Below are 26,118 nucleotides of genomic sequence, written 5' to 3'. Positions count from 1 at the left end.
GGTTACCGAGAAAGCGGGGTCACATGCCGTCTGAGCAGGCGATCCCCTCCGTGGCGGGCGGCGGGAGCACTGTCGTGGGGGCCTGCGGAAGCTCCGCTGTGGCCGGTCGCGGAAGCTCCGCCGCCGTCCGTGGCGGGCGGCGGCGGAGCGGGGCGGGGTGGTCCTGCGGGTGGTCAGTGGTTGCTCGGAAAGCCGAGGTTGACGCCGCCGCTGTCCTCGGGGTCGGGCCAGCGGGTGGTGATGACCTTGCCGCGGGTGTAGAACTGCACGCCGTCGTTGCCGTAGACGTGCAGGTCGCCGAAGAGGCTCTGCTTCCAGCCGCCGAAGGAGTGGTAGCCCACCGGGACCGGGATGGGCACGTTGACGCCGACCATGCCGGCCTCGACCTCCAGCTGGAAGCGGCGGGCGGCGCCGCCGTCGCGGGTGAAGACGGCGGTGCCGTTGCCCCACTTGCTGGAGTTGATCAGGGCGAGGGCCTCGTCGTAGGTCTCGGCGCGCACGACGCTCAGCACGGGGCCGAAGATCTCGTCGTCGTAGGCGGCCATGCCGGGGGTGACCTTGTCGAGGAGGGAGACGCCGAGGAAGAAGCCGTCGGCGCACTCGGGGTGCCCTTCGAGGACCGGGCCCGTGCCGTCGACGACGACCTCGGCGCCCTGGGCCGCGGCGCCTGTGACGTAGGAGGCGACCTTGTCGCGGTGTTCGCGGGTGATGAGCGGGCCCATCTCGCTGGCCGGGTCGGTACCGGGGCCGATGCGCAGCGCGCGGGCCCGCTCGGCGATCCTGGCGACGAGCGCGTCGCCCGCCGCGCCGACGGCCACCACCACGGAGACGGCCATGCAGCGTTCACCAGCCGAACCGTAGGCGGCGCTCACGGCGTTGTCGGCGGCGTGGTCGAGGTCGGCGTCGGGCAGTACGAGCATGTGGTTCTTGGCGCCGCCGAGCGCCTGGACGCGCTTGCCGGCCGCGGTGGCCTCGGCCTGCACGTGGCGGGCGATGGGCGTGGAGCCGACGAAGGAGACGGCGGCCACGTCGGGGTGGGACAGCAGGCGGTCGACGGCCACCTTGTCGCCGTTGACGACGTTGAGTACGCCTTCGGGCAGCCCCGCCTCGGCGGCCAGCTCGGCGAGCCGGTAGGCGGCCGAGGGGTCCTTCTCGCTGGGCTTGAGCACGAAGGTGTTGCCGCAGGCCAGTGCCAGCGGGAACATCCACATCGGCACCATGGCGGGGAAGTTGAACGGCGAGATGCCCGCGACCACGCCGACCGGCTGCCGGATCGAGGAGACGTCGACCCGGGTGGAGACCTCGGTGGACAGCTCGCCCTTGAGCTTCTCGGGGATGCCGCAGGCCAGCTCCACGATCTCCATGCCGCGGGCGACCTCGCCGAGCGCGTCCGCGTGCACCTTGCCGTGTTCGGCGGTGATGAGTGCGGCGATCTCGTCGCGGTGTGCGTCCAGCAGGGCGCGGTAGCGGAACAGGAAGGCGGTGCGCCTGGCCAGTGAGGTCTGCGACCACTCGCGGTAGGCGGCCTTGGCCGCGGCGACCGCCGCGTCGACCTCGTCCACGGAGGCGAGGGCGACCTGCGTGTGCTGGGCGCCTGTGGCCGGGTTCCAGACGGGTCCGACGGTGCCGGAGGCCGACTCGTGGGGCTTGTTGCCGATCCAGTGGCCGAGGGTCTTCATGGGGCCGGGACCTTTCTTGGGACGGGGTTGTGCCGGCTGCCGGCTCGCGCTGCCGCCGGTGGCTGTCACAGGTGGTGGCGCCGCTGGGCGCGTTGCCGCTCGTACTCCTGGCGCGCCGCGCGGGCCGCCGGGCGCGTGGAGGTCTCGGCGACGGCCACGTCCCACCATGCCTCGGGTCCCGGCGCCGGCACGTCGGGCTCGGTGTCGGTCTCGACGTACACGCAGGTGGGCCGGTCCGAGGCGCGGGCCGCCGCCAGCGCCTCGCGCAGCTGTTCGCAGGTGGCGGCGCGGTGCACCTCCATGCCGAGTGAGGCGGCGTTGGCGGCGAGGTCGACGGGCAGCGGGTCACCGGTGTAGCCGCCGTCCGGGTCGCGGTAGCGGTAGGCGGTGCCGAAGCGTTCGCCGCCGGTCTGCTCGGACAGGCCGCCGATGGAGGCGTAGCCGTGGTTTTGGACGAGGACGACGTTGAGGGGCACGCCCTCCTGCACGGCGGTGACGATCTCGGTGGGCAGCATCAGGTACGTACCGTCGCCCACCAGCGCCCACACGGTGCGCTCCGGATCGGCCAGCGCGACGCCGAGGGCGGCCGGGATCTCGTAGCCCATGCACGAGTAGCCGTACTCGACGTGGTACTGGCGCGGTGAGCGGGCGCGCCACAGCTTGTGCAGGTCGCCCGGCATGGATCCGGCGGCGTTGATGACGATGTCCTCGTCGCCGACGACGGAGTCGAGCGCGCCGAGCACCTGCGTCTGGGAGGGCCTCGCGCGCGCGTCCAGGGGGTGCGGCGCGAACGCCTCGGAGACGGTGCGCTCCCATGCCTCCTTGCCACGGCTGTACTCGGCCTCGTAGTCGGGCGAGACCCGGTGGCCGCGCAGCGCGCCGGTGAGCGCCTCCAGGCCGGCGCGCGCGTCGGCGACGGCGGAGAGACCGGCCATCTTGTGCCCGTCGAAGGCGGCGATGTTGAGGTTGACGAAACGGGCTTCGCCGGGGAAGAGGGTGCCCGAGGCGGTGGTGAAGTCGGTCCAGCGGGTGCCGACGCCGACGACCAGGTCGGCGGTGCGCGCGAGCGCGTCGGCCACGGCGGTGCCGGTGTGCCCGATCCCGCCCACGTCGCACGGGTGGTCGAACCGCAGGGAGCCCTTGCCCGCCTGGGTGGAGGCGACGGGTACGCCGGTGACGTCCGCGAACGTCCGCAGCGCCGCTTCGGCCTCGCTGTGGTGGACACCGCCGCCGGCGACGACGAGCGGCCTGCGCGCGGTACGGACCGCCTCGGCCGCCGCGGCCAGCACGTCGGGCTCCAGCCCCGGGCGGCCCACCCGCCAGGTCCGTTCGGCGAAGAACTCCTCGGGCCAGTCGTGGGCCTCCGTCTGCACGTCCTGCGGCAGCGCGAGGGTGACGGCGCCGGTCTCGGCGGGATCGGCCAGCACCCGCGCGGCACCGAGCGCGGCGGGGATCAGCGCCTCGGGGCGCAGTACCCGGTCGAAGTAGCGGGAGACGGGGCGCAGCGCGTCGTTGACGGAGAGGTCGCCCGCGTAGGGGACCTCCAGTTGCTGGAGGACGGGGTCGGGGGCGCGGGTCGCGAAGACGTCGCCGGGCAGCAGCAGGACGGGCAGCCGGTTGAGGGTGGCCAGCGCGGCGCCGGTGACCAGGTTGGTGGCGCCCGGGCCGATGGAGGTGGTGACGGCCTGCGCGGAGAGCCGGCTCCTGTGGCGGGCGAAGCCGACGGCGGCGTGCACCATGGCCTGTTCGTTGCGGCCCTGGTGGAAGGGGAGCGGCGCGTCGGGGCCCTGCCCGCTCTCGACGAGGGCCTGGCCGATGCCGGCGACGTTGCCGTGCCCGAAGATGCCCCAGCAGGCGTCGATGAGGCGGTGCCGTTGCCCGTCGCGTTCGGTGTACTGCGCGGCGAGGAAGCGTACGAGGGCCTGTGCGACGGTCAGCCTGACGGTGGTCACCGCTTCGTCTCCCCTTCCCGCGCACCGGCTCGCGCCGCTTCGGGCGAACTGGCGTGCGATGCTGCGAAATCCTTCGCCTCGTACAACGGAAGCCTGGGATCCACAGGTGTTTCGGCCCACGTACCACGAATCCACGCGTGGTCAGGATGGTCGCAGATATGCCACGCGCGATCCACCCCGGGACCGGCCATCACGTTCAGGTAGTACATGTCGTGGCCGGGCGCGGCCATGGAGGGGCCGTGCCAGCCGTCGGGGATCAGCACGGCGTCACCGCCGCGCACCTCGGCGAGCACGTCGGTGCCGCGCCCGCGGCCGCTGGGGGTGACGCGCTGGTAGCCGACGCCGTCGGTGGCCCCGTGCGGGGCAATCTCGTAGTAGTAGATCTCCTCCAGTTCGCTCTCGACGCCCTCCCTCGCCTCGTCGTGCTTGTGCGGAGGGTAGGAGGACCAGTTGCCGCCGGGGGTGAGCACCTCGACCGCGATGAGCCGGTCGGCCTCGAACACGTGCGCGGCGGCGAAGTTGTTGACCTGCCGCGAGCACTGCCCGCCGCCCCGCAGCTCGACGGGGACGTCCTCGGCGGCGCCGTACCGCACCGGCAGCCGCCGCTCGCAGCGCGCGCCCGTCAGCGCGAACCGGCCGCCCGCCGCGCTGCTGAGCGTCACCTCCGCCTCACGCGGCACGTAGGCGAAGTCGCTGACGGCGGCGAACACGCTCTCCCTGCCGTGCAGGTGGAGCGTCACCCCCTCGGCCTCGACGGTGCAGCCGCCGGACAGCGGCAGCACGATCCACTCGCTCTCGCCGGTCTCCCACACGTGCGAGCCGCCCGGCTCCACCTCCAGCACCCGCAGCGAGGAGTAGCCCCAGCCCGCGCTCCTGGGATCGATGTCGAGGGCGTAGGGGCCCGAGGCGGCCCGCCCCGCCCGCAGATGGAAACCGTCCCCGGTGTCCGTCATGCCGGTCTCCGTATCCCCGGTGTCCGTCGTCCCGGCGCCTGTCCTGCCCGTGCCCGCCTGCCCGGTGCCTGTCATCTCGTCACAGCCCTTTCGTCAGTTGGACGGCGGTGTCCACGGCCGCGCTCACCTCACCGTCGGCCGGGTAGAGCAGGGAACGCCCGACGACCAGCCCGCGCACGGTCGGCAGGCTCAGCGCCCTGCGCCACTTCTCATAGGTGCCCTCCTGATCGCCGCTCACCTCGCCACCGAGCAGGACCACGGGCAGCGCGGAGGTCTCGCACACCCACGCCATGTCCTCGGGGTCCGCGGTGACCGGCAGTTTGAGCCAGGTGTAGGCGGACGTACCGCCGAGCCCGGAGGCGATGGCGACCGAGCGCGCCACGGCGGGGCCGCTCAGATCGTTGACCAGCCTGCCGTCCACCCGTCCCGCCAGGAACGGCTCGACGAAGACCGGCAGCGCGCGGGACGCCATCTCGTCGATGGCGCGCGCGGTGGCGTGCAGCGTCCGCAGGGAACCGGGGTCGCTGTAGTCGATACGCAGCAGCAGCTTCCCCCCGTCGAAGCGCAGCCGCTCGATGTCCTCGGGGCGGTGCCCGGTGAACCGGTCGTCCAGCTCGAAGGCGGCCCCCGCCAGCCCGCCCCGGTTCATCGAACCCAGCACGACCTTGTTCTCCAGCGCCCCCAGCAGCAGCAGGTCCTCCAGGATGTCGGCGGTCGCCAACACCCCGTCGACACCGGGCCGGGAGAGGGCGACGACCAGCCGTTCCAAAAGCGCGGCACGGTTCGCCATGGCGAGCGCGTCGCCCCCGACGGCCAGCGCACCGCGCGCCGGATGGTCCGCTGCGACGATCACCAGCCGCTCGCGCTCGTCCACCAGCGGACGGCGCGCACGGCGAGCCGCCGCCTCGGCGATGGCCTCGGGATGCCGGGTGCGCACGGACGCCAGCTCCGAGAGGCTGACACTGCTGCTGGCCAAGGTGGGCTCGCTTTCGAAGGGTTGGGGGCAGGGCACGCGGGGAACACGGCGGCTCGACGACACCGCAGCTCGGCAGGGCCCCGGCTCGGCGGGGGTCGCCGCCGCGGCGAGGCGCCCGCTCAACCGCGCAGCAGCTCCTCGACCTCGGGCGCCGTCGGCATCGCGGAGGAACAGGCCAGCCGCGAGGCGACCAGCGCCCCGGCGGCGTTGGCATACCGCATCACGTACTCCAGGTCCCAGCCGGCCAGCAGTCCGTGGCACAGGGCGCCGCCGAACGCGTCCCCGGCGCCCAGCCCGTTGACGACCTCCACCGGATGCGGCGGCACCCGCGCGGCCGAGCCGTCCGCGTGGACCGCCAGCACGCCTTCAGGGCCCAGCTTGACGACGGCCAGCCGGGCGCCCGCCGCCAACAGGGCCTCGGCACAGGCGCGCGGCTCGCGGACCCCGGTGGCGACTTCGCACTCGGCGAGATTGCCCACGGCGACGGTGGCGTGGGCGAGAGCCGCACGGTAGTGGGGGCGGGCCGCCTCGGCGGCCTCCGCCTCGGTCAACTCCCCCTCGACGCCCGCGCCCCAGAACATGGGCCGCCAGTCGAGGTCGAAGACGGTGGCGACGGCGTCGGGCTCACCGTGCGGGCCCGCACCGGCCGTGTGGTTCCTCGGGGCCCGCTCCTTCCCGCGTGCCGCCAGCGCGGCGAGGGTGGCCGTACGGCTGGGTTCCGCGCACAGTCCCGTGCCGGTCATCCAGAAGATGCGGGCGGCGGCGACGCCGGCCAGGTCCAGCTCGTCGGCGAGCAGTTCGAGGTCGGGCGCCTTGGGCCGACGGTAGAAGTAGAGCGGGAAGTCGTCCGGGGGGAAGATCTCGCAGAACGTGACCGGGGTCGGATAGCGCCGCACGGGTGTCACCCACCGGTCGTCCACGCCGAAGCCGCGCAGCGCCTCGTGGCAGTAGACGCCGAACGGGTCGTCGCCCGTACGGGTCACCACCGCGGTGGAGCGGCCGAGCCGCGAGGCGGCGACCGCCACGTTGGTGGCGGACCCGCCGAGGAACTTCCCGAAGCTCTCCACGTGCTGGAGCGGCACGCCGGTCTGGAGGGGGTAGATGTCGACCCCGATGCGGCCCATGGTGACCACGTCGTGCGGTGCGGTCATGTATCGCGTCCCCTCTCTTCGGCGGGTGCGTGCCCGGCACATCGTCCGCCGCCCCGGAGACACCTGTCAACAGTTTGTCCTTACATATTGACCTGCTCTCCCGTCCTTCGGCACGCCCGTCACCAATGTCACGGTTCGACAGGTCCGCTGTCACAGGGCGCCCACAGCGCCCCGCCGGGGATCACTCCCCGTCGTTCACCCCACACAGGCTGACGGCCTGCCCACCAGCCAACCTGGGAGGTGCGAGATGGCCGACCGACGGCTCTGGTCGTACAAGGAGATCGCCGCGCACATCGGCGTCCGGACCGACACCGTGCGCTCCTACAAGAAACACGGTCTCCTGCCGCCGCCCGACCTCGTGGAAGGAGGTAAGCCCTACTGGTTCGCCGACACCATCCGCGACTGGGTCACCCGCAGGCCGGGACACCGCGGAGGCCGCTAGGTCGTGTCTTCAAAGTCCCGCCTGCCTGGCGGGACTTTGAAGACACTCCCTAGGACCCACCGCAGGATCCGGAGAGCCCTTCACAGGGCCCGCGCCCGTGGGGCGGCACCACTCGTGCCGCCCCACGGGCGCGGCGCCGCAAACCCCACCGCACCAGCGCGGCGCACCCCGCCGGCGCCCCCTCAAGGTGCCCCCCTTAGTGGACCCGGCTCCGGCGGCCGGTGCGCGGCATGAGCACGCTTGGCGCATACCCTAAGGGGGTATAGAGTCGACCTCGCGCACGCGCCCGGCCCCCGCCGGGGGCCGCCCATGCATACACCCAGCGAGTACTCCGTACGGACACTCCGCACCGAGAACGAGGAGTCGGCCATGAGCACCGTCACGACCACATACCAGGTTTCCGGAATGACCTGCGGCCACTGCGAGGGCGCGGTCTCCGAGGAGATCTCCCGGATCGAGGGCGTCTCGGCGGTGCGGGCCCAGGCCGCCTCGGGGCAGGTCGACGTCACCTCCACCGGCGAACTGGACGACACCGCCGTACGCGAAGCCGTCGACGAGGCCGGCTACGAACTGGTCGGCCGCGCCTGAGAGCACGCCGTCGACGGCCACGCCCCGAACGCGCTCCCGCCGCCGCTTCGACGGGTGGTCCCCGCCCCGGGAGACGTCCGCCCACCGCCAGGCGAGGCGCGGCGGCCCCGGACAGCGAAAAGCGCCCCATCGGCCGAGTCCCCCCACGGGCCCGTCGACGGGGCGCTTTCTCTTCCCGGTCATGGATTCCCCCCACGGGATCCTGGCCGGGCGCTCTACGGGTGAGCGTGCGGGTCGGGAGGCCGCTCAAAGCTCCCCGCACACGTTCACCATTTCTTCACCTCACGTCCGTCCCCCAAGACGGACACGAAGCGCGGCGGCGACTCCGCCGGGAGGCCGACGCCACCCGGTTAGACCCCCGAACCCCGCCGATGGTTACCCCCCAATTTCTGTGACCTACGTCTCTTTCGCAACTCTCACAAGCGGAGGGCGAAAATCCGGACACGGAAGGCCCGTCACCGCACAACCGGAAGGCCCCGGTCCGAAGGGACCGGGGCCTTCCTGGAGGGCCGAAGAGGACCGAAGAGACCGGGGGCCGAGGAGGGGAGACGGCCGCCCCGTCGGGAGATCGCTCGCCTCAGCGGGCCTCGACCGGAACGTAGTCGCGCTCGACCACGCCGGTGTAGATCTGCCGCGGACGGCCGATCCGGGAGTTCGGCTCCTTGATCATCTCGTGCCACTGGGCGATCCAGCCCGGCAACCGGCCGAGCGCGAACAGCACGGTGAACATGCTGGTCGGGAAGCCCATGGCGCGGTAGATGAGGCCGGTGTAGAAGTCCACGTTCGGGTAGAGCTTGCGCTCGACGAAGTAGTCGTCGGAGAGCGCGTGCTCCTCGAGGCGCAGGGCGATGTCCAGCAGCTCGTCGCTCTTGCCGAGGGCCGAGAGCACGTCGTGGGCCGCCGCCTTGATGATCTTCGCCCGAGGGTCGAAGTTCTTGTAGACGCGGTGGCCGAAGCCCATGAGCTTGACGCCGTCTTCCTTGTTCTTCACCTTGCGGATGAAGGTGTCGACGTCGCCGCCCGCCGCCTGGATGGACTGGAGCATCTCCAGCACGCTCTGGTTGGCGCCGCCGTGCAGCGGGCCCCACAGCGCGTTGATGCCGGCGGAGATCGAGGCGAACATGTTCGCCTGCGAGGAGCCGACCAGGCGCACCGTGGAGGTCGAGCAGTTCTGCTCGTGGTCGGCGTGCAGGATCAGCAGCTTGTCGAGGGCGTTGACGACGACCGGGTCGAGGTCGTACTCCTGCGCGGGCACCGAGAAGGTCATGCGCAGGAAGTTCTCGACGTAGCCGAGGTCGTTGCTCGGGTAGACGACCGGGTGCCCGATGGCCTTCTTGTAGGCGTAGGCGGCGATCGTCGGCAGCTTGGCCAGCAGCCTTATGGTCGAGAGGTCCCGCTGCTCCTCGTCGAAGGGGTTGTGGCTGTCCTGGTAGAACGTCGACAGGGCGCTGACGACCGAGGAGAGCATCGCCATCGGGTGGGCGTCGCTCGGGAAGCCGTCGTAGAACCGCTTGACGTCCTCGTGCAGCAGCGTGTGCTGCGTGATCTCGTTCTTGAACCCGCTCAGCTCGTCGACGGTGGGCAGCTCGCCGTTGATCAGCAGGTACGCGGTCTCCAGGAAGGTGCCGCGCTCGGCGAGCTGCTCGATCGGGTAGCCGCGGTAGCGCAGGATGCCCTGCTCACCGTCGAGGTAGGTGATGGCCGACTTGTAGGCGGCGGTGTTGCCGTAGCCGGAGTCCAGGGTCACCAGACCGGTCTGGGCACGCAGCTTGCCGATGTCGAAGCCACGGTCGCCCACCGTGCTGTCGACGACCGGGTAGCTGTACTCGCCGTCTCCGTAGCGGAGTACTACGGATTTCTCGCTGTCGCGGTTCTCGCTCACGTCATCCCTCACCGACGTAGTGCCTCTTCTTCGAGGTGCCCTGGCTTCTTCCACTCTCCCTTATCCAGCGCTGTGCGGTGCACTGGGGGTCAGCCAGAGGGCTCCATGGTGGCACGGAGTGCCGCCCATCTAGCTATCCTGCACCCTTCTGGCCGTCATGGTCACCCCCCGGAACCCTTCCCGCCTCTCGGGGCTGTCTGCGTCCGGCCAACCGGTGATCGAGCGCCGTGCACCGCCGGCCGGCCGAGACGGTGCGCACCGCCTGGCCGAGTGCCCTGCGTGAGCCGACCAGAACCACCAGCCTCTTGGCCCGCGTCACCGCCGTGTACAGCAGATTCCGCTGGAGCATCATCCAGGCGCCGGTGGTGACCGGGATCACCACGGCCGGATACTCGCTGCCCTGGGAACGGTGGATGGTGACCGCGTAGGCGTGGGAGAGCTCGTCCAGCTCGTCGAAGTCGTAGCCGATCTCCTCGTCCTCGTCGGTGCGTACCGTCAGCCGCTGCTCGTCCGTGTCGAGCGCGGTCACGACGCCGACCGTGCCGTTGAAGACGCCGTTGGCCCCCTTCTCGTAGTTGTTCCTGATCTGGGTGACCTTGTCGCCCACCCGGAAGACCCGGCCGCCGAAACGCTTCTCGGGCAGCCCGGGACGGGCCGGGGTGATGGCCTGCTGGAGCAGCCCGTTGAGGGCGCCCGCACCGGCCGGGCCGCGGTGCATGGGCGCCAGCACCTGCACCTCGCGCGGGGCGAGCCCGAACTTCGCCGGGACGCGGCGCGCCGCCACGTCCACCGTCAGCGCACCGGCCGCCTCGGTGTCCTCCTCGACGAACCAGAAGAAGTCGCTCATGCCCTGGGTCAGCGGCTGGGAGCCCGCGTTGATGCGGTGCGCGTTGGTCACCACGCCGGACTGCTGGGCCTGGCGGAAGATCCGCTTGAGCCGCACGGCCGGCACGGGCCCCCCGTCGGCCAGCAGGTCGCGCAGCACCTCGCCGGCGCCGACCGAGGGCAGCTGGTCCACGTCGCCGACCAGCAGCAGGTGCGCGCCCGGCGGCACCGCCTTGATCAGCTTGTTGGCCAGCAGCAGGTCGAGCATGGAGGCCTCGTCCACCACCACCAGGTCGGCCTGGAGCGGGCGCTCCCTGTCGAAGGCCGCGTCGCCGCCCGGTTTCAGCTCCAGCAGCCGGTGCACGGTGGAGGCCTCGGCGCCGGTCAGCTCGGCCAGCCGCTTGGCGGCCCGGCCCGTGGGAGCCGCCAGCACCACGCGCGCCTTCTTCGCGCGCGCCAGCTCGACCACCGAGCGCACCGTGAAGGACTTGCCGCATCCCGGGCCGCCGGTCAGCACCGCCACCTTGCTGGTCAGCGCGAGCCTGACCGCCTCCTTCTGCTCCGGCGCGAGCGCGGCGCCCGTACGGGAGGCGAGCCAGCCGAGCGCCGCCTCCCAGTCCACGTCCTGGAAGGCGGGCAGCAGGTCCTCGGGCGTGTGCAGCAGCCGCTGGAGCTGGGCGGCCAGTGCCCGCTCAGCGCGGTGGAAGGGGACCAGGTAGACGGCGGTCAGGTCCCGCTCGGGGTCCTCGGGGTCGGGCACCGCCTCGCGGACGACACCGCCCTCCTCCTCGTCGGCGGCGAGCTCTCCCAGGCAGTCGATGACCAGGCCGGTGTCGACCTGGAGGAGCTTGACCGCCTCGGAGATGAGCCGCTCCTCGGGGAGGAAGCAGTGCCCCTGGTCGGACGAGAGCGACAGCGCGTGCCGCAGGCCGGCCTTGACGCGCTCCGGGCTGTCGTGCGGGATGCCGACGGACTGGGCGATGCGGTCGGCGGTCAGAAAGCCGATGCCCCACACATCGGCCGCGAGCCGGTAGGGGTTGCCGCGCACCACGGAGATCGACGCGTCGCCGTAGCTCTTGTAGATGCGCACGGCGATGGAGGTGGAGACGCCGACGCCCTGGAGGAAGACCATCACCTCCTTGATGGCCTTCTGCTCCTCCCAGGCGGCCGCGATCAGCTTGGTGCGCTTGGGGCCGAGCCCGGGCACGTCGATCAGCTTCTTCGGGTCCTCCTCGATGACCTCCAGGGTGCGCACGCCGAAGTGGCTGACGATCCGGTCGGCGATGCGCGGGCCCACCCCCTTGACGAGCCCCGAGCCCAGGTAGCGGCGGATGCCCTGGACGGTGGCGGGCAGCACCGTGACGTAGTTGTCCACATGGAACTGGCGGCCGTACTGCGGGTGGGAGCCCCAGCGGCCCTCCATGCGCAGCGACTCGCCTGCCTGCGCGCCCAGCAGCGCACCGACGACCGTCAGCAGGTCACCGGCTCCACGGCCCGTGTCGACGCGGGCGACGGTGTACCCGTTGTCCTCGTTGGCGTAGGTGATGCGCTCCAGTACCCCTTCGAGCACAGCAGGCTGGTACGTCATGCAACGACGGTAACCGCGCGCGGCGACAGTCCGGCGGCCGACGTGGACAACTCCTCGTAACCTCCGGGAACTGTCCGCGTAAGGGCCGTAGTTGCGGCTGCACGCGCATCATCACGATCTCGCATCGGCACCGCTCTCAGCTTGCGTCACCATGCGCACATCACATTCCATGACCGATGTAATCGTTTCCATGCGCGGCGCTGCACCTCCTCCGAGTGCCCTGCGCACGGCGGCACTTCAGCCTCCCCCTGTATCTGATCGCTCCCTCCCAGCTTGGACACGGCACCGCAATGGCAGGCATCAAGGACGTCGCGGCACGTGCGGGCGTCTCCGTCGCCACGGTCTCGCGCGTCCTCAACGACCACTCCGGGGTCCGCGAGGGAACCAGGACCCGGGTGCTGGCTGCCGTCTCCGAGCTGAGCTACCGGCCCAACACGCTCGCCCGCTCCCTGCGCACGGATCAGACCCGCACCCTCGGCCTGGTCATCAGCGACGTGCTGAATCCTTTCTTCACCGAGCTGGCCCGCGCCGTCGAGGACGAGGCCCGCGCCCGCGGCTACAGCGTCATCATCGGCAACGCCGACGAGCAGCTCACCCTCCAGGACCACCACGTGCGCACGCTGCTGGACCGCAGGATCGACGGCCTGCTCGTCTCGCCCGCCGACGGCGACTCCCTCGCGCTGCGCGAGGCGGCGCTCGCCGGCATCCCCATGGTCTTCGTCGACCGGTGGATCGCGGGTCTTGACGTACCACTGGTGCGCGCCGACGGGCGCAGCGCCGTGCGCGAACTCGTCGCTCACCTGTACGCCCTCGGCCACCGGAAGCTGGCCATCATCGCGGGGCCCGTCGCGAGCACCACCAGCAACGAGCGGCTGGCCGCCTTCCGCGGCGCGCTGGCCGAGCACGGCCTGCCGCTGCCCGGCCACTACATCGGGCAGGGCGACTTCCAGACGGCGAGCGGCCGCCGGGTGACCGAGGGCTTCTTCACGCTCCCCGAACCGCCCGACGCCGTTTTCGCGACGGACAACCTGATGGCACTCGGCGTCATGGAACAGGTGCGCACCCTCGGCCTGCGGGTGCCCGACGACGTGTCGCTGGCCGCCTTCGACGACATCCCGTGGTTCCTGCACACCGACCCCCCGATCACCGCCATAGCCCAGCCGACCCAACAGCTGGGCCACCGCGCGGTCACCGCACTGACCGACCTCGTGGAGGGAAGGAGCGCCGGCTCCGTCACGCTCTCCGCCCACCTCATAGCGCGCCGCTCCTGCGGCGAAGACGAAAGGACCCGCCGTTGACCACCCCTGACCCGCCCCCGGCACGGGAGTTGCTGCGCACGGAGGGCATCCGCAAGACGTTCCCGGGCGTGGTAGCCCTCGACGGTGTCGACTTCGACCTGCGCGCGGGCGAAGTCCACGTCCTGCTGGGCGAGAACGGCGCCGGCAAATCCACCCTCATCAAGGTGCTCTCCGGCGCCTACCGCGCGGACGCGGGGCGGGTGCTGCGCGAGGGCCAGGCGGTGCGCATCTCGGACGCGGAAGCCGCGGAGAAGCTGGGCATCGCCACCATCCACCAGGAGTTCAACCTGGTGCCGCAGCTGTCCATCGCGGAGAACATCTTCCTGGGCCGCCAGCCGCGCCGCCTGGGCATGGTGGACCGCAAGAAGATGGAGGCCGACGCCAAGGTCCTGCTGGAGCGGGTCGGCGTCACCGCGCCCCCGCGCACCCCGGTCGGCAAGCTGGGCATCGCCGGGCGCCAGATGGTGGAGATCGCCAAGGCGCTCAGCCTGCGCACCCGCGTACTGATCATGGACGAGCCCACCGCCGTGCTCACCTCCGAGGAGGTGGACCGGCTCTTCGCGATCGTGCGCAGGCTGCGCTGCGAGGGCGTGGGCATCGTCTTCATCACCCACCACCTGGAGGAGATCCCGGCCATCGGCGACCGGGTCACCGTGCTGCGCGACGGCCGCAGCGTCGGCCAGGTGCCGGCGACCACGCCGCAGGACGAGCTGGTGCGGCTGATGGTGGGCCGCAGCATCGAGCAGCAGTACCCGCGCGAGACGGTGAAGGCCGAGGACGCCGTGGCGTCGGCGGCCCCCCTGCTGCGCGTGTCGGGGCTGCGCAGGCAGGGCGTCTTCGAAGACATCAGCTTCGAGGTGCGGGCGGGCGAGGTCGTCGGCATCGCCGGGCTGGTGGGCGCGGGCCGCACCGAGGTCGTCCGCGCGGTCTTCGGCGCCGACGCCTACGACGCGGGACGTGTCGAGGTGGCCGGCAAGCGGCTGCCCGGCGGTGACGTGTGGGCCTCGCACACCGTGGGGCTCGGGCTCGTCCCCGAGGACCGCAAGGGCCAGGGCCTGCTGCCCGACGCCTCGGTCTCGGACAACCTCGGCCTGGTCTCGATGCGCGAGGCGAGCAAGGGCGGCCTGGTGGACCGCGGCGGGCTGCGCAAGGACGCCGCCCGCATCGCCGACCGGCTGGGGGTGCGGATGGCCGGGCTCGACCAGCACGTGCGCACCCTCTCGGGCGGCAACCAGCAGAAGGTCGTGATCGGCAAGTGGCTGCTCGCCAAGAGCCGCGTGCTGATCCTCGACGAACCCACCCGCGGCATCGACGTGGGTGCCAAGGTCGAGATCTACCAGCTCATCAACGAGCTGACGGCCTCGGGGCACGCGGTGCTGATGATCTCCAGCGACCTCCCCGAGGTGCTGGGCATGAGCGACCGGGTCCTGGTGATGTCCCAGGGCCGGATCGCCGGTGAACTGACCGCGCGGGAAGCGACCCAGGACGCCGTCATGGCGCTGGCCGTCGGCACCTCCGCGCCAGGTAGTACGAGCGAGATGGAGGACTCTCCCCGTGGCCACTGACACGCAGCAGCCGGGTCACCGCCTGGACAAGCGCCCCGGCGGCAGCGGGCCGCCGCAGGCGATACGCCGCTTCCTGCTGGACAACGGGGCGCTCAGCGCCCTCGTCGTCCTGGTCGCGATCCTGGCACTGGTGAACGGCAACTTCCTCACCACGACGAACCTGCTCAACGTCGGCGAGCAGGCCGCGGTGACCGCCATCCTCGCCTTCGGCGTGACCTTCGCCATCGTCGCCGGCGGCATCGACCTGTCGGTCGGCTCGGTGGCCGCGTTCTCGGGCATCATGCTCGGCTGGTTCACCACGACCCAGGGCATGCCGGCGTTCCTCGGCGTCATCCTGGCCATCCTCACCGGCACGGCCTGCGGCCTGCTCAACGGTGTGCTGATCGCCTACGGCAAGCTGCCGCCGTTCATCGCGACCCTGGCGATGCTCTCGGCCGCGCGCGGCCTGCTGCTGGTCGTCTCGCAGGGCAACCCGATCCTGATGCCCGACTCGCTCTCCTGGATGGGCGAGAACATCGGCGGCTGGCTGCCGACACAGGTCATCGTGATGATCGTGATGGGCCTGATCGCCGCCCTGATCCTGACCCGCACCTACAACGGGCGCGCGATGTACGCGATCGGCGGCAACGAGGAGGCCGCGCACCTGTCCGGTATCCGCGTCCGCCGGCAGAAGCTGGTGATCTACACCCTGGTGGGCGCCTTCGCCGCCGTGGCCGGAATCGTCCTGACCTCGCGGCTCGCCTCGGCCCAGCCGACGGGCGCCGAAGGTTTCGAATTGGACGCGATCGCGGCCGTGGTGATCGGAGGTGCGAGCCTCGCCGGAGGGGTCGGCAAGGCTTCCGGAACGCTCATCGGCGCCCTCATCCTCGCAGTTCTGCGCAATGGTCTGAACCTGTTGGACGTTTCCGCTTTCTGGCAGCAGGTCGTCATCGGGGTCGTCATCGCGCTCGCTGTGCTACTCGATACACTGCGTCGTCGCACGTGATCTTTGTGCGACGGGGGGGTTCGCGTAGTTCGTCCATCTGCCGACTGCAAGGAATGCAGCAATGAGCAAGAGAAAGAACACGTCTGTCGTCGTCGTGGCCGCGGCAGTCGCACTGACCGCCTCGGCCTGTGGCTCCGGGGACGACACCAAGGGCGGCAAGGAAAAGCCCAAGATCGGCTTCGCCATATCCGCGCTCAACCAGCCCTTCATGGTCCAGATGAAGGAAGGCGCCGAGAAGGAAGCCAAGGCACAGGGTGCGGACCTGACCGTCCAGGACGCCGCGAACAAGGCGTCCCAGCAGGCCAACCAGATGCAGACCTTCACCTCGCAGCAGGTGGACTCGATCATCATCAACCCGGTCGACTCCGACGCGGCCGCCCCCTCCGTCAAGGGCGCCAACAACGCGGACATCCCCGTCATCGCGGCGGACCGCAGCGTCAACAAGGCCGAGATCAAGACGACGGTCGCCTCCGACAACGTCGCCGGCGGCAAGGCCGCGGCCAAGCAGGTCAACGAGCTGCTCGACGGCAAGGGCGAGATCCTCGTCCTCCAGGGCCAGACGGGCACCTCCGCCTCCCGTGAGCGCGGCAAGGGCTTCAAGGACGGCCTCAAGAAGTACCCGGGCATCAAGGTCGTCACCAAGCAGCCCGCGGACTTCGACCGGGCCAAGGGCCTGGACGTCACCTCCAACGCCATGCAGTCCCACCCGGAGATCGACGCGGTCTTCGCGGAGAACGACGAGATGGCGCTGGGCGCGGTCAAGGCGCTGGGTTCCAAGGCGGGCAAGAGCGTCAAGATCGTCGGCTTCGACGGCACCCCGGACGCGATGAAGGCCGTCAAGGCGGGCACCCTCAACGCGACCGTGGCGCAGCAGCCGGCCGAGCTGGGCAAGATGGCCGTCCGCAACGCGATGCGCACCATCGACGACGGCACGGTCCAAGAGCAGATCAAGGTTCCGGTGAAGGTCGTCACCAAGAAGAACGTCGACCGGTTCTCCTGACCTTCGGGCGGGCCGGCGGCACCGGCCCGGCGCAGGAGAGGCGAAACGGCCCGCCGCGGAGGAAGCGCCGCGCGGGATGTGCCCGCCGCGGGTGAACGCCCCGGCGGGATGTGAAGGAGCACACCGGATGCACGAGTACGACCTGCTGGTCGTAGGGTCCGCCAACGCCGACCTGGTCATCGGTCTCGACCGCAGGCCAGGACCCGGCGAGACGGTGCTCGGGTCGGACCTGAGGGTCCACCCGGGCGGCAAGGGCGCGAACCAGGCGGCTGCCGCCGCCCGGCTCGGCGCCCGCACCACGCTGCTGGCGCGCGTCGGCGACGACGCCTACGGCCGGATGCTGGCCGAGGCGCAGCGGGACGCGGGTGCGGCGTTGGCGGGACTCCTCGTGGGCCCGACGGACACGCCGGGCACGGTGGGCAAGGACGGCATCAGGGTCCCCGGCGCGACCGGCGCGCCCGAGGCCGTCGAGGGCAAGGACGCACCCACCGGCGTCGCCCTCATCACCGTCGACGCGGCGGGGGACAACAGCATCGTCGTCTCCCCCGGCGCCAACGCCCGCCTCACGCCCGACGACGTGGCGGCGGCGCGTGGGCTCTTCCAGGCCGCGGCCGTGGTCTCCCTGCAATTGGAGATCCCCCTGGAGACGGTCGCCGCGGCGGCACGGGCCGCGGACGAGCACGGGGCGCGCCTCGTGCTCAACCCCTCCCCGCCCGCACGGCTGCCCGAGGACGTGCTGGCGCTGTGCGACCCGCTGGTCGTCAACGAGCACGAGGCACGCCTGCTGCTGGAAGCCCAGTCCCTCAGCGACGACCCCGAGGAGTGGGCCACCGCGCTCCTGGGTCTCGGCCCGCGCAGCGTCGTGGTCACGCTCGGCGCCGAGGGCGCCCTGGTCGCGGGCCCCCAAGTGGGCGCGGAGGTGACGGACGGGGTCGGCATGGTGCGGGTGCCCAGCCCGCGCGTGCAGGCCGTGGACACCACAGGCGCGGGCGACGCCTTCACCGGCGCGCTCGGCTGGCGGCTGGGCCGCGGCGCGGGCCTGGAGGAGGCCGTGCGGTACGCGGTACGCGTCGGCTCCTTCGCGGTCACCCGGGCCGGGGCGCAGGAGTCCTACCCGACCGCCGCCGACGTCGAGACGGCCACCGGTCACGCGCCCGCCCAGGGCGCCGAGGAGAGCGCCCGGTGAAGAAGTCCGGCATACTCAACCGCCACCTGAGCGGGGCGCTGGCCACACTGGGCCACACGGATCTCGTCGTGGTGTGCGACGTGGGGCTGCCGATCCCCGAAGGACCCACGGTCGTCGACCTGTCCTTCCGGGCGGGAGTGCCCTCCTTCGCCGAGGTGCTCACCGGGCTCCTGGAGGAGTTGGAGACCGAGGGCGCGACCGCAGCGAGCGAGGTGCACGAGGCCAACCCGGAGTGCGGCGCCCTGCTGGCCTCCCGCTTCCCCGGGCTGCGGCTGGTGCCGCACGAGGAGTTGAAAACCCTCACGCACCGGGCCCGCCTGGTGGTCCGCACGGGTGAGGCACGACCGTACGCGAACGTGGTACTGCGCTGCGGAGTGCCGTTCTGACGCGTGCGCGGCGTGACTTTCCCCCGCCCATCTGGTCGGGTGAGCGCATGCGACTCGCCTTCTCCACCCTCGGTGTACCCGGCGCCCCCCTCGACGACGTCCTGCGGGCGGCGACCCGTTCGGGCTTCCACGGGGTGGAGCTGCGGGCCCACCCGGAGGAGCCCGTACACCCGGGCCTGGACCACCGCGAGAGGGCACAGGTGGCCGAGCGGTTCGCGGACGCGGGCGTCGAACTGCTGTGCGTCGCGGGGTACCCGAAAATGGCCGCGCGCGGAGACGACGCGCCCGTACTGGCCGAGGTAAGCGCCCTGCTACAGCTGGCGCACGACCTGGGCGCGCCCTACGCCCGCGTCTTCCCCGGCGGCGACACCGACCCGGGCGAGGCCGACGTGATCGCCGTACGCCGGCTCACGCACGCCGCCGGGATCGCCGAAGAGTTGGGCGTACGCGTCCTGCTGGAGACCCACGACTCGCACCGCACCGGCGCCGACGCGGCCCGCGTCCTGGACGCGGTCGACCGTCCGGGCGTGGGCGCCCTGTGGGACGTGCTGCACACCTGGCGCGGCGGCGAGGAGCCGCAGCGCTCCTGCGAACTGCTCGCCCCCCACCTCGGCTACGTGCAGGTCAAGGACGTGCCCTCGCGCCAGGACACCACACCGCTGCCGCCCGGCGAGGGCGTGCTGCCGCTCGCCGAGGTGGTCGAGGTGGTCACCAGGTCGGCCGACGCGCGCACGCCCGCGCACGGGCTGGGGACGGGCGTCGAGTGGCTGTGCTGGGAGTACGAGAAGCGCTGGTACCCCGAGGTGCGCGAGCTGACCGGGCTGCTCCCGGGCGTGCGCGCCCACCTGATGGAGCTGCTCGCCGACGCGGCCTGAGGAGCGCGCCGGCGAGCAGGGCCGGGGACAGGGGTCACGGACGGAGCGTCCGCGCCTCCTTCCGCGGCGTGTCCAGCTTCTTGTCGTACGCCGTCAGGCGCTTCGGCTTCTTGTCCTTGTCGGCGTCGAGGCCGGCGAACTCCAGCACCATGCGGGTGGCGGCCGCGCGGTCGTCCTCGGCGAGCGTGGCGATCTTCGCGCCGTGGTTCTGGCCTGGCGCCCAGAAGACTGCCGTGTCCTCGGTGTGCTTGCCCGGACGGAACGGCTCGGCGCCCCACGGGTCGTTCTCACCGTAGATGTAGAGCATCTGCGAGGAGCTGTGGCGCACCCAGCGGTCGATGTCGCGCATCGCCTTGTCGTGCTTGTTGAAGCGCATCGGGATGTCACGCGGCACGTAGACGCGCGGCGTGTTCAGGCCCGGGTACTTGCGCACGTCGTCGAGGAGCGGCTCCTCGTAGTCGGGCGACCCCATCTGGGTGCCCGCCTGGTAGTAGTACGGGGTGTAGGGCAGCATGCCCTGGTCGGTGCCGGCGTCCCAGCCGCCGATCTCGTCGGCCCACTCGTAGAGCGTGTCCGTGGAGGCGTCCGGGGAGGGCACCTGGTCGCAGTCGTCGACCAGGTGGTACTGCCAGTAGCCCCACACCAGGTCCTGCGAGATCAGCTCGAACGCCTTGTCGGCGCTGCCGGCCATCTTGAAGGTGTAGTCGTTCTCCTTCGCCCACTTCTTCAGACGGGGGACCATCTCGCCGCGGCGCTCGAAGATCTCGTGCTGCACGCCGTTGAGCCGGTCACGGCACTCCTTGGTGCCCACGTTCTCGAAGAACCTGTAGTACGCGGAGTCCTCGTCGTTGCGGACGTCGTTCGGGGCGACGTAGGGGACGGTGCCGTCCATGTCGCGGGGGTAGAAGCGGCGGTAGTACGTCGCCGTCATGCCGCCCTTGCTGCCGCCGGTCGCGATCCAGTTCTTGCTGTAGATCTTCTTCAGCGCCCTGTAGATGCGGTGCTGGTCGCTGGCCGCCTGCCAGATGGTCAGCTTCGACCAGTCGGCGGGCTTGGGCCGGGACGGGGTGAAGAAGCGGTACTCCATGGAGACCTGGTTGCCGTCCGTCAGCTGCGTCGGCTCACTGCGGCTGGGGGTGGTGCTGAGGTCGTAGCCGCCCGTGTAGAAGACGGTGGGCCGGCTGGTGTCCTTGTGGAGAATCGAGATGCGCTGCTTGAAGGTGCCCTTGCCGGGATGCCGATGGTCGATCGGCTGCTCGTAGTTGAGCACGAAATAGCGGTACCCGTCGACGGGCTTCTCCTCGATGAGGCTCATCCCGGGCACCGCGAGGATGCGGTCCTTGATGTCGGTGCTCTTGCCGGCCTGGGCCGCTGTGGCGGCACCCGCCGACGCGCTGCCGACGCTGAAAGTGCCTATGAGCACCACCAGAGACAGCAACCATCTGAGCGTTTTACGCATTCACCCTCCCCATACAACGCCAAAAGTCGACGTGAACCTATCGGCGTGCGTACGGCTCCCGCCAGACCCCGGAGCCCGCCATGTGTACGCATGTGGGGCGGCACACACCGCTCAGCGGTACCGAACACCCCTGTCACCGCGCCGGTTTACGCTGCGGGCATGAGTGATTCCGCCACCCCGCCCGCTCCACTGGTCACGGGTCCCCGCGGGATGCGCCTGCTGGCCTTCCTGCGCGAGCCGGAGGACACCCGCTTCCCCGACGCCCCCGTCGGCTACGCCCTGGTGGCCGCCCGGCACGAGGGCAGAGTGCTGATGGTGCACGTCCGCAGCCGCCGGTGCTGGGAGCTGCCGGGCGGCGGCATCGAGGAGGGCGAGACCCCACGCGAGGCCGCAGCGCGTGAGCTGCGGGAGGAGAGCGGCCAGCTGGTGGACGCCGGGGCGCTCCGCTTCGTCGGCTTCTCCAAGACCGCGCTGGGGCCCGAGCAACGGGTGCTGTACGGCGCCCTGTTCAGCGGCGAGCTGAGCGAGGTGCTGCCCTTCGCCCCGAACGAGGAGATCTGTGCGATCCACTGGCGCACCGGCACCGAGCCCCTCCCCTACGGCGAGGTGCAGACGGTGGACGAGTACATGGTCGAGCTGTGCGGGGACGCCTCCGCTCTGGAAGCGGAGGAGAGCTGAGCCCTACGCTCGGCGCATGCCTGCACCCCGCGGATTCTCCTACGAGCAACGCGGCGGGGCGGGCGTGGTGATCTCCCATCACCACCGCCCCGTCACCACTTTGCGCGGCGCCCGGGCCGAGCGTTTCCTGGCGGAGGTGCGCACGGGGGACGAGCAGTTGGTCATGGCCCGCTGGACGGGCGACTACAAGCGGGGCAACGAGCGCGCCGCGCGGGCGCACCCGCGTAACCGCCGCACCTGAGTGCGGCGGCCCGCGCGTACCTCAGCAGCGTGCCCCGACACGGGAATGCCACCCGCCCGCGGAATCGGGTCCGCGGGCGGGCGGGGGTTTGCCGCGCCGTACCCCGCGCCCCCTCGGGGCGCCCTGGCAGGGTCCGCGGGAGAAGCGCTACACCATCGCGTGCTCCGGGTCGCCGCCCGTGCCCGTGGCGGGCTCGCCCGCGAAGGTGCGCCACAGCTGCGCGTACCGGCCCCGCGCGGCCAGCAGTTCTTGATGCGTGCCGTCCTCCACGACGCGGCCGTGGTCGAGGACGACGACCCGGTCGGCCCGTGCCGCGGTGGTCAGCCGGTGGGCGACCACCAGGGTGGTGCGGGACCCCGCCAGCCGGTCGGTCGCCTGGTTGACCAGTGACTCGGTCGCCAGGTCCAGCGCCGCGGTGGCCTCGTCCAGCAGCAGGATGCTCGGGCCCACCAGCTCGGCCCGCGCCAGGGCGAGCAACTGCCGCTGCCCCGCGGACAGGTTGCGGCCGCGCTCGTCCACCTCGTGCAGGTAGCCCCCGGACAGCGAGGCGATCATCTCGTGCGCGCCGACGGCCCGCGCCGCGGCCTCGACCTCGGCGTCGGTGGCGTCCATCCGCCCGTAGGCGATGGCGTCCCGCACCGTTCCGGGGAAGAGGTAGGGCTCCTGCGGTACGACCCCGATCCGGTGCCGGTAGGCGGTCAGATCGACCTCGCGCAGGTCGTGGCCGTCGACCAGGACGGCGCCCTCGCTCGGGTCGTAGAACCTGGCTACGAGCTTGACGAGGGTGGACTTGCCCGCTCCGGTCTCCCCCACGAAGGCGACGGTCTGGCCCGCGGGGATGGTCAGCCGGACGTCGTCGAGCGCCCGCTCCTGCTTCTGCTCCCCCGCCGGGTCGGCCGTGGCGTACCGGAAGTGGACGTCGCGGAACTCGATCTCGCCGCGCAGCGCCCCCGGCTCGTGCGCGGCGGCGGGTACCGGTGTGGTGCTCTCCTCGCGCAGCAGCTCCTGGATGCGGCGCAGGGAGACGGCCGCCTGCTGGTACCCGTCGAAGACCTGCGAGAGCTGCTGGACGGGGGCGAAGAACAGCTCGATGTAGAGCAGGTAGGCCACCAGCGCGCCCGCCGTCAGGGTGCCGTTTTCCACCCTCGTGGCGCCGACGACGAGTACGGAGGCGGTCGCCAGGGAGGCCAGGAGCTGCACGAAGGGGAAGTAGACGGAGATCAGCCACTGGCCGCGCACCCGGGCCTGCCGGTAGCCGTCGCTGCGCCGCTCGAACTGGTCGGCGCCGCGCTCCTCTCCGCGGAAGGCCTGCACCATCCGCAGCCCGGCCACGGACTCCTGGAGGTCGGCGTTGACGACGCTGACGCGCTCGCGCGCCAGTTCGTAGGCCTTGACGCTCTGGCGCCGGAAGAAGACGGTGCCGACGACCAGCAACGGCAGCGTCGCGAAGACGACCAGGGCGAGCTGGAGGTCGAGCAGCAGCAGCGCGACCATGATGCCCAGGAACGTGAACAGCGAGACGACCGCGGTGACAAGACCGGTCTGGAGGAACGTCGAGAGGGCGTCCACGTCGGTCGTCATGCGCGTCATCACGGCGCCGGCCAGGTGGCGTTCGTAGTAGTCCAGGCCGAGCCGCTGCAACTGAGCGAAGATCTTCACCCGCAGGGCGTACAGCACGCGCTCCCCGGTGCGCCCGGTCAGCAGCAGCGAGCCGACCTGCGCGCCCCACTGTGCGACGACCACCGCGAGCGCCAGCCCCGAGGCGAACCAGACGGCGCCCAGCGCGCCCTGCTCCACGCCGTCGTCGATGCCGTGCCGGATCAGTACGGGCAGCAGCAGCCCGAAGCCGGCGTCCAGCGCCGCGAAGACCAGCGCGACGAGCAGGGCGACACCGAAGCCGCGCAGCAGCCTGCGCAGCCCGTAGCTCTCCTCCGCGCGCTCGGCCCGCTCCTCGTCGACGTCCGGTGTGTCGTCCGCGGGCGGCAGCGCGGCCACCCTGGCGAGCAGTTCGGGGCTGCCGGGCAGGCCCGCCAGCTCGGAGGCGAAGGTACCTGGCCGTCCCGCCTGGGCCGCGGTGACGCCCGCGCCGCCCGCGGCGGCACCGGGAGCGTCGGGGTCGTCCTCGCGCACCCACAGTTCGGGGGTGATCCCCTGGTCACCGCGGTCGGCCCGCTCGTCCTGGGACGCGGCGAGGCCGGCCGGGTCGCGGCGTACGTCGCCCAGCTCGTCCGGGTCGGTCAGCAGCCTGCGGTAGAGGGCGCAGCGGCGCGTCAGCTCCTCGTGGGTGCCGATGTCGGCCAGCCGGCCGTCGTCGAGGACGGCGATCCGGTCGGCCAGCGCGAGGGTGGACTGGCGGTGCGCGATCAGCAGCGTCGTACGGCCCGCCATCACGCCGCGCAGCGCCTCGTGGATCTCGTGCTCGACGCGCGCGTCGACGGCCGAGGTCGCGTCGTCCAGCAGGAGCAGCCGCGGGTCGGTGATCAGTGCGCGGGCCAGGGCGATGCGCTGGCGCTGGCCGCCGGAGAGGGTCAGGCCCTGCTCGCCGACGGCGGTCTCGTAGCCGTCGGGCAGCTCGTTGATGAAGCGGTCGGCCTGTGCGGCCCGGGCGGCGGCGCGGATCTGCTCGTCGGTGGCGTCCGGCGCGCCGTAGGCGATGTTCTCGCGCAGCGAGGAGGAGAACAGGAAGGGGTTCTCGGGCACGAGCCCGATCGCGGAGCGCAGCGAGTCCAGCGTCAGCTCGCGCACGTCCTGGCCGCCGACGCGCACGGCGCCGCCCGTCACGTCGTAGTAGCGCGGCAGCAGCATCGAGACGGTGGACTTGCCGCTGCCGCTGGCGCCCACCAGGGCGACCGTCTCACCGGGCTCGACGCGCAGGCTGAAGCCGTCCAGCACCGGGTCGCCCGCCGTGTAGCCGAAGGTGACGTCCGCGAACTCGATCGAGGCGTCGGTGGCCTCGGGCAGCTCGCGCGCGTACGGGCTCTCGGCCATCTGCGGCTCGGTGTCGATCAGGTCGTACACCCGCTCGACACCGGCGCGGGCCTGCTGCCCGACGGTGAGCATCATCGCGAGCATCCGCACCGGGCCCACCAGCTGCGCGAGGTAGGTGGAGAAGGCCACGAACGTGCCCAGGGTGATCTGGCCGCGGGTGGCCATCCAGCCGCCGAGCGCCAGCATGGCGACCTGCCCGAGCGAGGGCACCGCCTGGAGGACGGGCGTGTAGCGGGCGTTCAGGCGTACGGTGCGCAGCCGCCCGGCGAACAGCCTGCGGCCGATCGCCCGCAGCTTGCCGGTCTCCTGCGCCTCCTGCCCGAAGCCCTTGACGACGCGGACGCCGGTGACGGCGCCGTCCACCACCGAGGCGACCGCGCCGGCCTGCTGCTGCGCGTACCAGGTGGCAGGGAAGAGGCGCTTGCGGCTGAGGTCGGCCACCCACCACAGCAGCGGGAAGACGGCCACCGACACCAGGGTGAGCAGCGGCGAGAGGACCAGCATCACGCCGAGCGCCACGAGGAACAGCAGCACGTTGCCGATCATCATGGGCAGCATGAACAGCAGGCTCTGCACCAGTTGCAGGTCGCTGGTGCCGCGCCCGACGACCTGTCCCGTGGACAACTCGTCCTGGCTGCGGCCGTCGAGCCGGACGATCGAGCGGTACATCTCGGTGCGCAGGTCGTGCTGCACGTCCAGCGCGAGCCGCCCGCCGTAGTAGCGGCGGGCGTAGGTGAGGACGTAGATGACGGCGGCCGCGACCACCAGCAGGCCGATCCACGTCCACAGGCTGCCCTGGCCGCCGACCACCACGTCATCGATGACGACCTTGGTCAGCAGCGGGACGAGCGCCATGACGCCCATGCCGCCGAGCGAGGCGCCCAGCGCCAGCACCACCGCGCGCTTGTAGCGCCAGCAGTAGCGGGCCAGCCGCCGGGCCCATCCCGGTTTCTCCGGGGTGACGCCCCCACTGTCCACGGCCACGATGCTCCCCGTCCCTTCGACGCTGCCTCCGCCTGCGGAAGGCCCAACATCACAGGATGAGGTTTTCATTCCAGGCGGATCGTCGCCCGGTCAGGGCGGGCGGCTCCCGGCCCCGACGGACGGCGCTCGGTGGGGAGGGGGCGCCCCCCGGTTCGGGCGCGCGCCCCTCGGCTGCCGTCGGAGCCGTGACGCAGCCGGCCGGTGCGACGGCGGCGGTCGCGAGGGCGAGCGGGATACGCGTACGCATGGTGGAACCCCTTCGCGGTGCGCGGGCGGGCGGCGGGCCGTGCCGCGGGACGGCACGGTAGCCGCACGCACCGAGCCCCACCACAACGCCCGGCCACTGAACGGGAAACGGGGCACGAACCGCGGCGCCCGGCGGACTCCAGGAGAGTGACCGGTGGCGGCACGGCGAGCCGCTGGCTCTTCCCGTGCCG

General features: G+C 71.7%; 20 protein-coding genes. 11 read left to right on the top strand and 9 right to left on the bottom strand.

The genetic code is table 11. The features are described from left to right. Nucleotides 1-173: 173 nt before the first annotated feature. From DQ392_RS25840 to iolC, 5 genes are all read right to left on the bottom strand, one after another. Nucleotides 174-1,679, bottom strand: coding sequence for a CoA-acylating methylmalonate-semialdehyde dehydrogenase (locus DQ392_RS25840; protein WP_114018126.1), 1,506 nt, complete (start codon nucleotides 1,677-1,679; stop codon nucleotides 174-176). A gap of 65 nt (nucleotides 1,680-1,744) precedes the next feature. Next, nucleotides 1,745-3,631, bottom strand: coding sequence for a 3D-(3,5/4)-trihydroxycyclohexane-1,2-dione acylhydrolase (decyclizing) (gene iolD / locus DQ392_RS25835; RefSeq protein ID WP_114018125.1), 1,887 nt, complete (start codon nucleotides 3,629-3,631; stop codon nucleotides 1,745-1,747). After that, the gene (iolB, locus tag DQ392_RS25830; RefSeq protein ID WP_114018124.1) at nucleotides 3,628-4,584 is read right to left on the bottom strand and encodes a 5-deoxy-glucuronate isomerase; all 957 of its coding nucleotides are present in this window, start codon (nucleotides 4,582-4,584) and stop codon (nucleotides 3,628-3,630) included. The genes iolD and iolB overlap by 4 nt, the downstream gene beginning before the upstream one ends. A gap of 79 nt (nucleotides 4,585-4,663) precedes the next feature. Beyond that, the gene (locus DQ392_RS25825; RefSeq protein ID WP_114018123.1) at nucleotides 4,664-5,560 is read right to left on the bottom strand and encodes a Cgl0159 family (beta/alpha)8-fold protein; all 897 of its coding nucleotides are present in this window, start codon (nucleotides 5,558-5,560) and stop codon (nucleotides 4,664-4,666) included. A 119-nt stretch (nucleotides 5,561-5,679) separates the two neighbouring features. Beyond that, nucleotides 5,680-6,711 (bottom strand): 5-dehydro-2-deoxygluconokinase, encoded by a 1,032-nt coding sequence (gene iolC, locus DQ392_RS25820; RefSeq protein WP_114018122.1) that lies wholly within the window; start codon nucleotides 6,709-6,711, stop codon nucleotides 5,680-5,682. A gap of 247 nt (nucleotides 6,712-6,958) precedes the next feature. On the opposite strand from iolC, the gene DQ392_RS25815 reads away from it, so the two are divergent. Together DQ392_RS25815 and DQ392_RS25810 are read left to right on the top strand one after the other, a co-directional pair. Further along, nucleotides 6,959-7,153 carry a helix-turn-helix transcriptional regulator gene (locus tag DQ392_RS25815; protein WP_114018121.1) on the top strand — a complete coding sequence of 65 codons (195 nt, stop codon included), beginning with the start codon at nucleotides 6,959-6,961 and terminating at the stop codon, nucleotides 7,151-7,153. A 369-nt stretch (nucleotides 7,154-7,522) separates the two neighbouring features. Further along, nucleotides 7,523-7,741, top strand: coding sequence for a heavy-metal-associated domain-containing protein (locus DQ392_RS25810; RefSeq protein ID WP_114018120.1), 219 nt, complete (start codon nucleotides 7,523-7,525; stop codon nucleotides 7,739-7,741). A 577-nt stretch (nucleotides 7,742-8,318) separates the two neighbouring features. On the opposite strand, the gene DQ392_RS25805 is transcribed toward DQ392_RS25810, so the two are convergent. Together DQ392_RS25805 and recD2 are read right to left on the bottom strand one after the other, a co-directional pair. Next, on the bottom strand, nucleotides 8,319-9,635 hold the full coding sequence (locus tag DQ392_RS25805; protein ID WP_181856588.1) for a citrate synthase: 1,317 nt from the start codon (nucleotides 9,633-9,635) through the stop codon (nucleotides 8,319-8,321). 121 nt (nucleotides 9,636-9,756) lie between these two features. After that, complete coding sequence (gene recD2, locus DQ392_RS25800) at nucleotides 9,757-12,036, bottom strand: SF1B family DNA helicase RecD2 (protein WP_114018118.1); 2,280 nt, start codon at nucleotides 12,034-12,036, stop codon at nucleotides 9,757-9,759. 290 nt (nucleotides 12,037-12,326) lie between these two features. Between recD2 and DQ392_RS25795 the strand changes: the two genes are divergently transcribed. The 7 genes from DQ392_RS25795 to DQ392_RS25765 all read left to right on the top strand — a co-directional run bounded on the left by DQ392_RS25795 (nucleotide 12,327) and on the right by DQ392_RS25765 (nucleotide 19,331). Beyond that, the gene (locus DQ392_RS25795; protein ID WP_114018117.1) at nucleotides 12,327-13,334 is read left to right on the top strand and encodes a LacI family DNA-binding transcriptional regulator; all 1,008 of its coding nucleotides are present in this window, start codon (nucleotides 12,327-12,329) and stop codon (nucleotides 13,332-13,334) included. Then, nucleotides 13,331-14,899 (top strand): sugar ABC transporter ATP-binding protein, encoded by a 1,569-nt coding sequence (locus tag DQ392_RS25790; protein WP_181856587.1) that lies wholly within the window; start codon nucleotides 13,331-13,333, stop codon nucleotides 14,897-14,899. Before DQ392_RS25795 ends, DQ392_RS25790 begins: the two co-directional genes overlap by 4 nt. After that, the gene (locus DQ392_RS36285) at nucleotides 14,889-15,884 is read left to right on the top strand and encodes an ABC transporter permease (RefSeq protein ID WP_114018116.1); all 996 of its coding nucleotides are present in this window, start codon (nucleotides 14,889-14,891) and stop codon (nucleotides 15,882-15,884) included. The genes DQ392_RS25790 and DQ392_RS36285 overlap by 11 nt, the downstream gene beginning before the upstream one ends. 61 nt (nucleotides 15,885-15,945) lie before the next feature. Then, nucleotides 15,946-16,884, top strand: coding sequence for a substrate-binding domain-containing protein (locus DQ392_RS36280; RefSeq protein ID WP_114018115.1), 939 nt, complete (start codon nucleotides 15,946-15,948; stop codon nucleotides 16,882-16,884). Between the two features lie 127 nt (nucleotides 16,885-17,011). Then, nucleotides 17,012-18,070, top strand: coding sequence for a ribokinase (locus tag DQ392_RS25775; RefSeq protein WP_114018114.1), 1,059 nt, complete (start codon nucleotides 17,012-17,014; stop codon nucleotides 18,068-18,070). Next, the gene (gene rbsD, locus DQ392_RS25770; protein ID WP_114018113.1) at nucleotides 18,067-18,456 is read left to right on the top strand and encodes a D-ribose pyranase; all 390 of its coding nucleotides are present in this window, start codon (nucleotides 18,067-18,069) and stop codon (nucleotides 18,454-18,456) included. Before DQ392_RS25775 ends, rbsD begins: the two co-directional genes overlap by 4 nt. 47 nt (nucleotides 18,457-18,503) lie before the next feature. After that, nucleotides 18,504-19,331 carry a sugar phosphate isomerase/epimerase family protein gene (locus DQ392_RS25765; RefSeq protein ID WP_114018112.1) on the top strand — a complete coding sequence of 276 codons (828 nt, stop codon included), beginning with the start codon at nucleotides 18,504-18,506 and terminating at the stop codon, nucleotides 19,329-19,331. A 34-nt stretch (nucleotides 19,332-19,365) separates the two neighbouring features. Here DQ392_RS25765 and DQ392_RS25760 read toward each other — a convergent pair whose 3' ends face one another. After that, nucleotides 19,366-20,790, bottom strand: a complete 1,425-nt coding sequence (locus tag DQ392_RS25760; RefSeq protein WP_114018111.1) for a S28 family serine protease — start codon at nucleotides 20,788-20,790, stop codon at nucleotides 19,366-19,368. Nucleotides 20,791-20,949: 159 nt separating this feature from the next. On the opposite strand from DQ392_RS25760, the gene DQ392_RS25755 reads away from it, so the two are divergent. Both DQ392_RS25755 and DQ392_RS25750 read left to right on the top strand, forming a co-directional pair. Further along, nucleotides 20,950-21,468, top strand: coding sequence for an NUDIX domain-containing protein (locus tag DQ392_RS25755; RefSeq protein ID WP_114018110.1), 519 nt, complete (start codon nucleotides 20,950-20,952; stop codon nucleotides 21,466-21,468). 16 nt (nucleotides 21,469-21,484) lie between these two features. Beyond that, entirely contained in the window at nucleotides 21,485-21,709 is a 225-nt protein-coding gene (locus DQ392_RS25750; RefSeq protein WP_114018109.1) for a hypothetical protein, read from the top strand. Nucleotides 21,710-21,856: 147 nt separating this feature from the next. On the opposite strand, the gene DQ392_RS25745 is transcribed toward DQ392_RS25750, so the two are convergent. Beyond that, nucleotides 21,857-25,750 (bottom strand): ABC transporter ATP-binding protein, encoded by a 3,894-nt coding sequence (locus DQ392_RS25745; protein ID WP_425470608.1) that lies wholly within the window; start codon nucleotides 25,748-25,750, stop codon nucleotides 21,857-21,859. Nucleotides 25,751-26,118: the final 368 nt, after the last annotated feature.

The sequence above is a fragment of the Streptomyces reniochalinae genome (genome assembly GCF_003323735.1).
Classification (GTDB): domain Bacteria; phylum Actinomycetota; class Actinomycetes; order Streptomycetales; family Streptomycetaceae; genus Streptomyces; species Streptomyces reniochalinae.
Note: the sequence above shows the minus strand (reverse complement) of the source record. Positions and strands in the feature narration are given on the sequence as shown.

Bases quoted from the DNA above. Each gene is read 5' to 3' on its own strand.
- DQ392_RS36280 (WP_114018115.1), top strand. From the start codon at position 15,946: ATGAGCAAGAGAAAGAACACGTCTGTCGTCGTCGTGGCCGCGGCAGTC.
- iolC (WP_114018122.1), bottom strand. From the start codon at position 6,711: ATGACCGCACCGCACGACGTGGTCACCATGGGCCGCATCGGGGTCGAC.
- DQ392_RS25750 (WP_114018109.1), top strand. From the start codon at position 21,485: ATGCCTGCACCCCGCGGATTCTCCTACGAGCAACGCGGCGGGGCGGGC.
- recD2 (WP_114018118.1), bottom strand. From the start codon at position 12,036: ATGACGTACCAGCCTGCTGTGCTCGAAGGGGTACTGGAGCGCATCACC.
- DQ392_RS25765 (WP_114018112.1), top strand. From the start codon at position 18,504: ATGCGACTCGCCTTCTCCACCCTCGGTGTACCCGGCGCCCCCCTCGAC.
- DQ392_RS25745 (WP_425470608.1), bottom strand. From the start codon at position 25,750: ATGAAAACCTCATCCTGTGATGTTGGGCCTTCCGCAGGCGGAGGCAGC.
- DQ392_RS25760 (WP_114018111.1), bottom strand. From the start codon at position 20,790: ATGCGTAAAACGCTCAGATGGTTGCTGTCTCTGGTGGTGCTCATAGGC.
- DQ392_RS25810 (WP_114018120.1), top strand. From the start codon at position 7,523: ATGAGCACCGTCACGACCACATACCAGGTTTCCGGAATGACCTGCGGC.
- DQ392_RS25755 (WP_114018110.1), top strand. From the start codon at position 20,950: ATGAGTGATTCCGCCACCCCGCCCGCTCCACTGGTCACGGGTCCCCGC.
- DQ392_RS25840 (WP_114018126.1), bottom strand. From the start codon at position 1,679: ATGAAGACCCTCGGCCACTGGATCGGCAACAAGCCCCACGAGTCGGCC.
- iolB (WP_114018124.1), bottom strand. From the start codon at position 4,584: ATGACGGACACCGGGGACGGTTTCCATCTGCGGGCGGGGCGGGCCGCC.
- DQ392_RS25815 (WP_114018121.1), top strand. From the start codon at position 6,959: ATGGCCGACCGACGGCTCTGGTCGTACAAGGAGATCGCCGCGCACATC.
- DQ392_RS25795 (WP_114018117.1), top strand. From the start codon at position 12,327: ATGGCAGGCATCAAGGACGTCGCGGCACGTGCGGGCGTCTCCGTCGCC.
- DQ392_RS25775 (WP_114018114.1), top strand. From the start codon at position 17,012: ATGCACGAGTACGACCTGCTGGTCGTAGGGTCCGCCAACGCCGACCTG.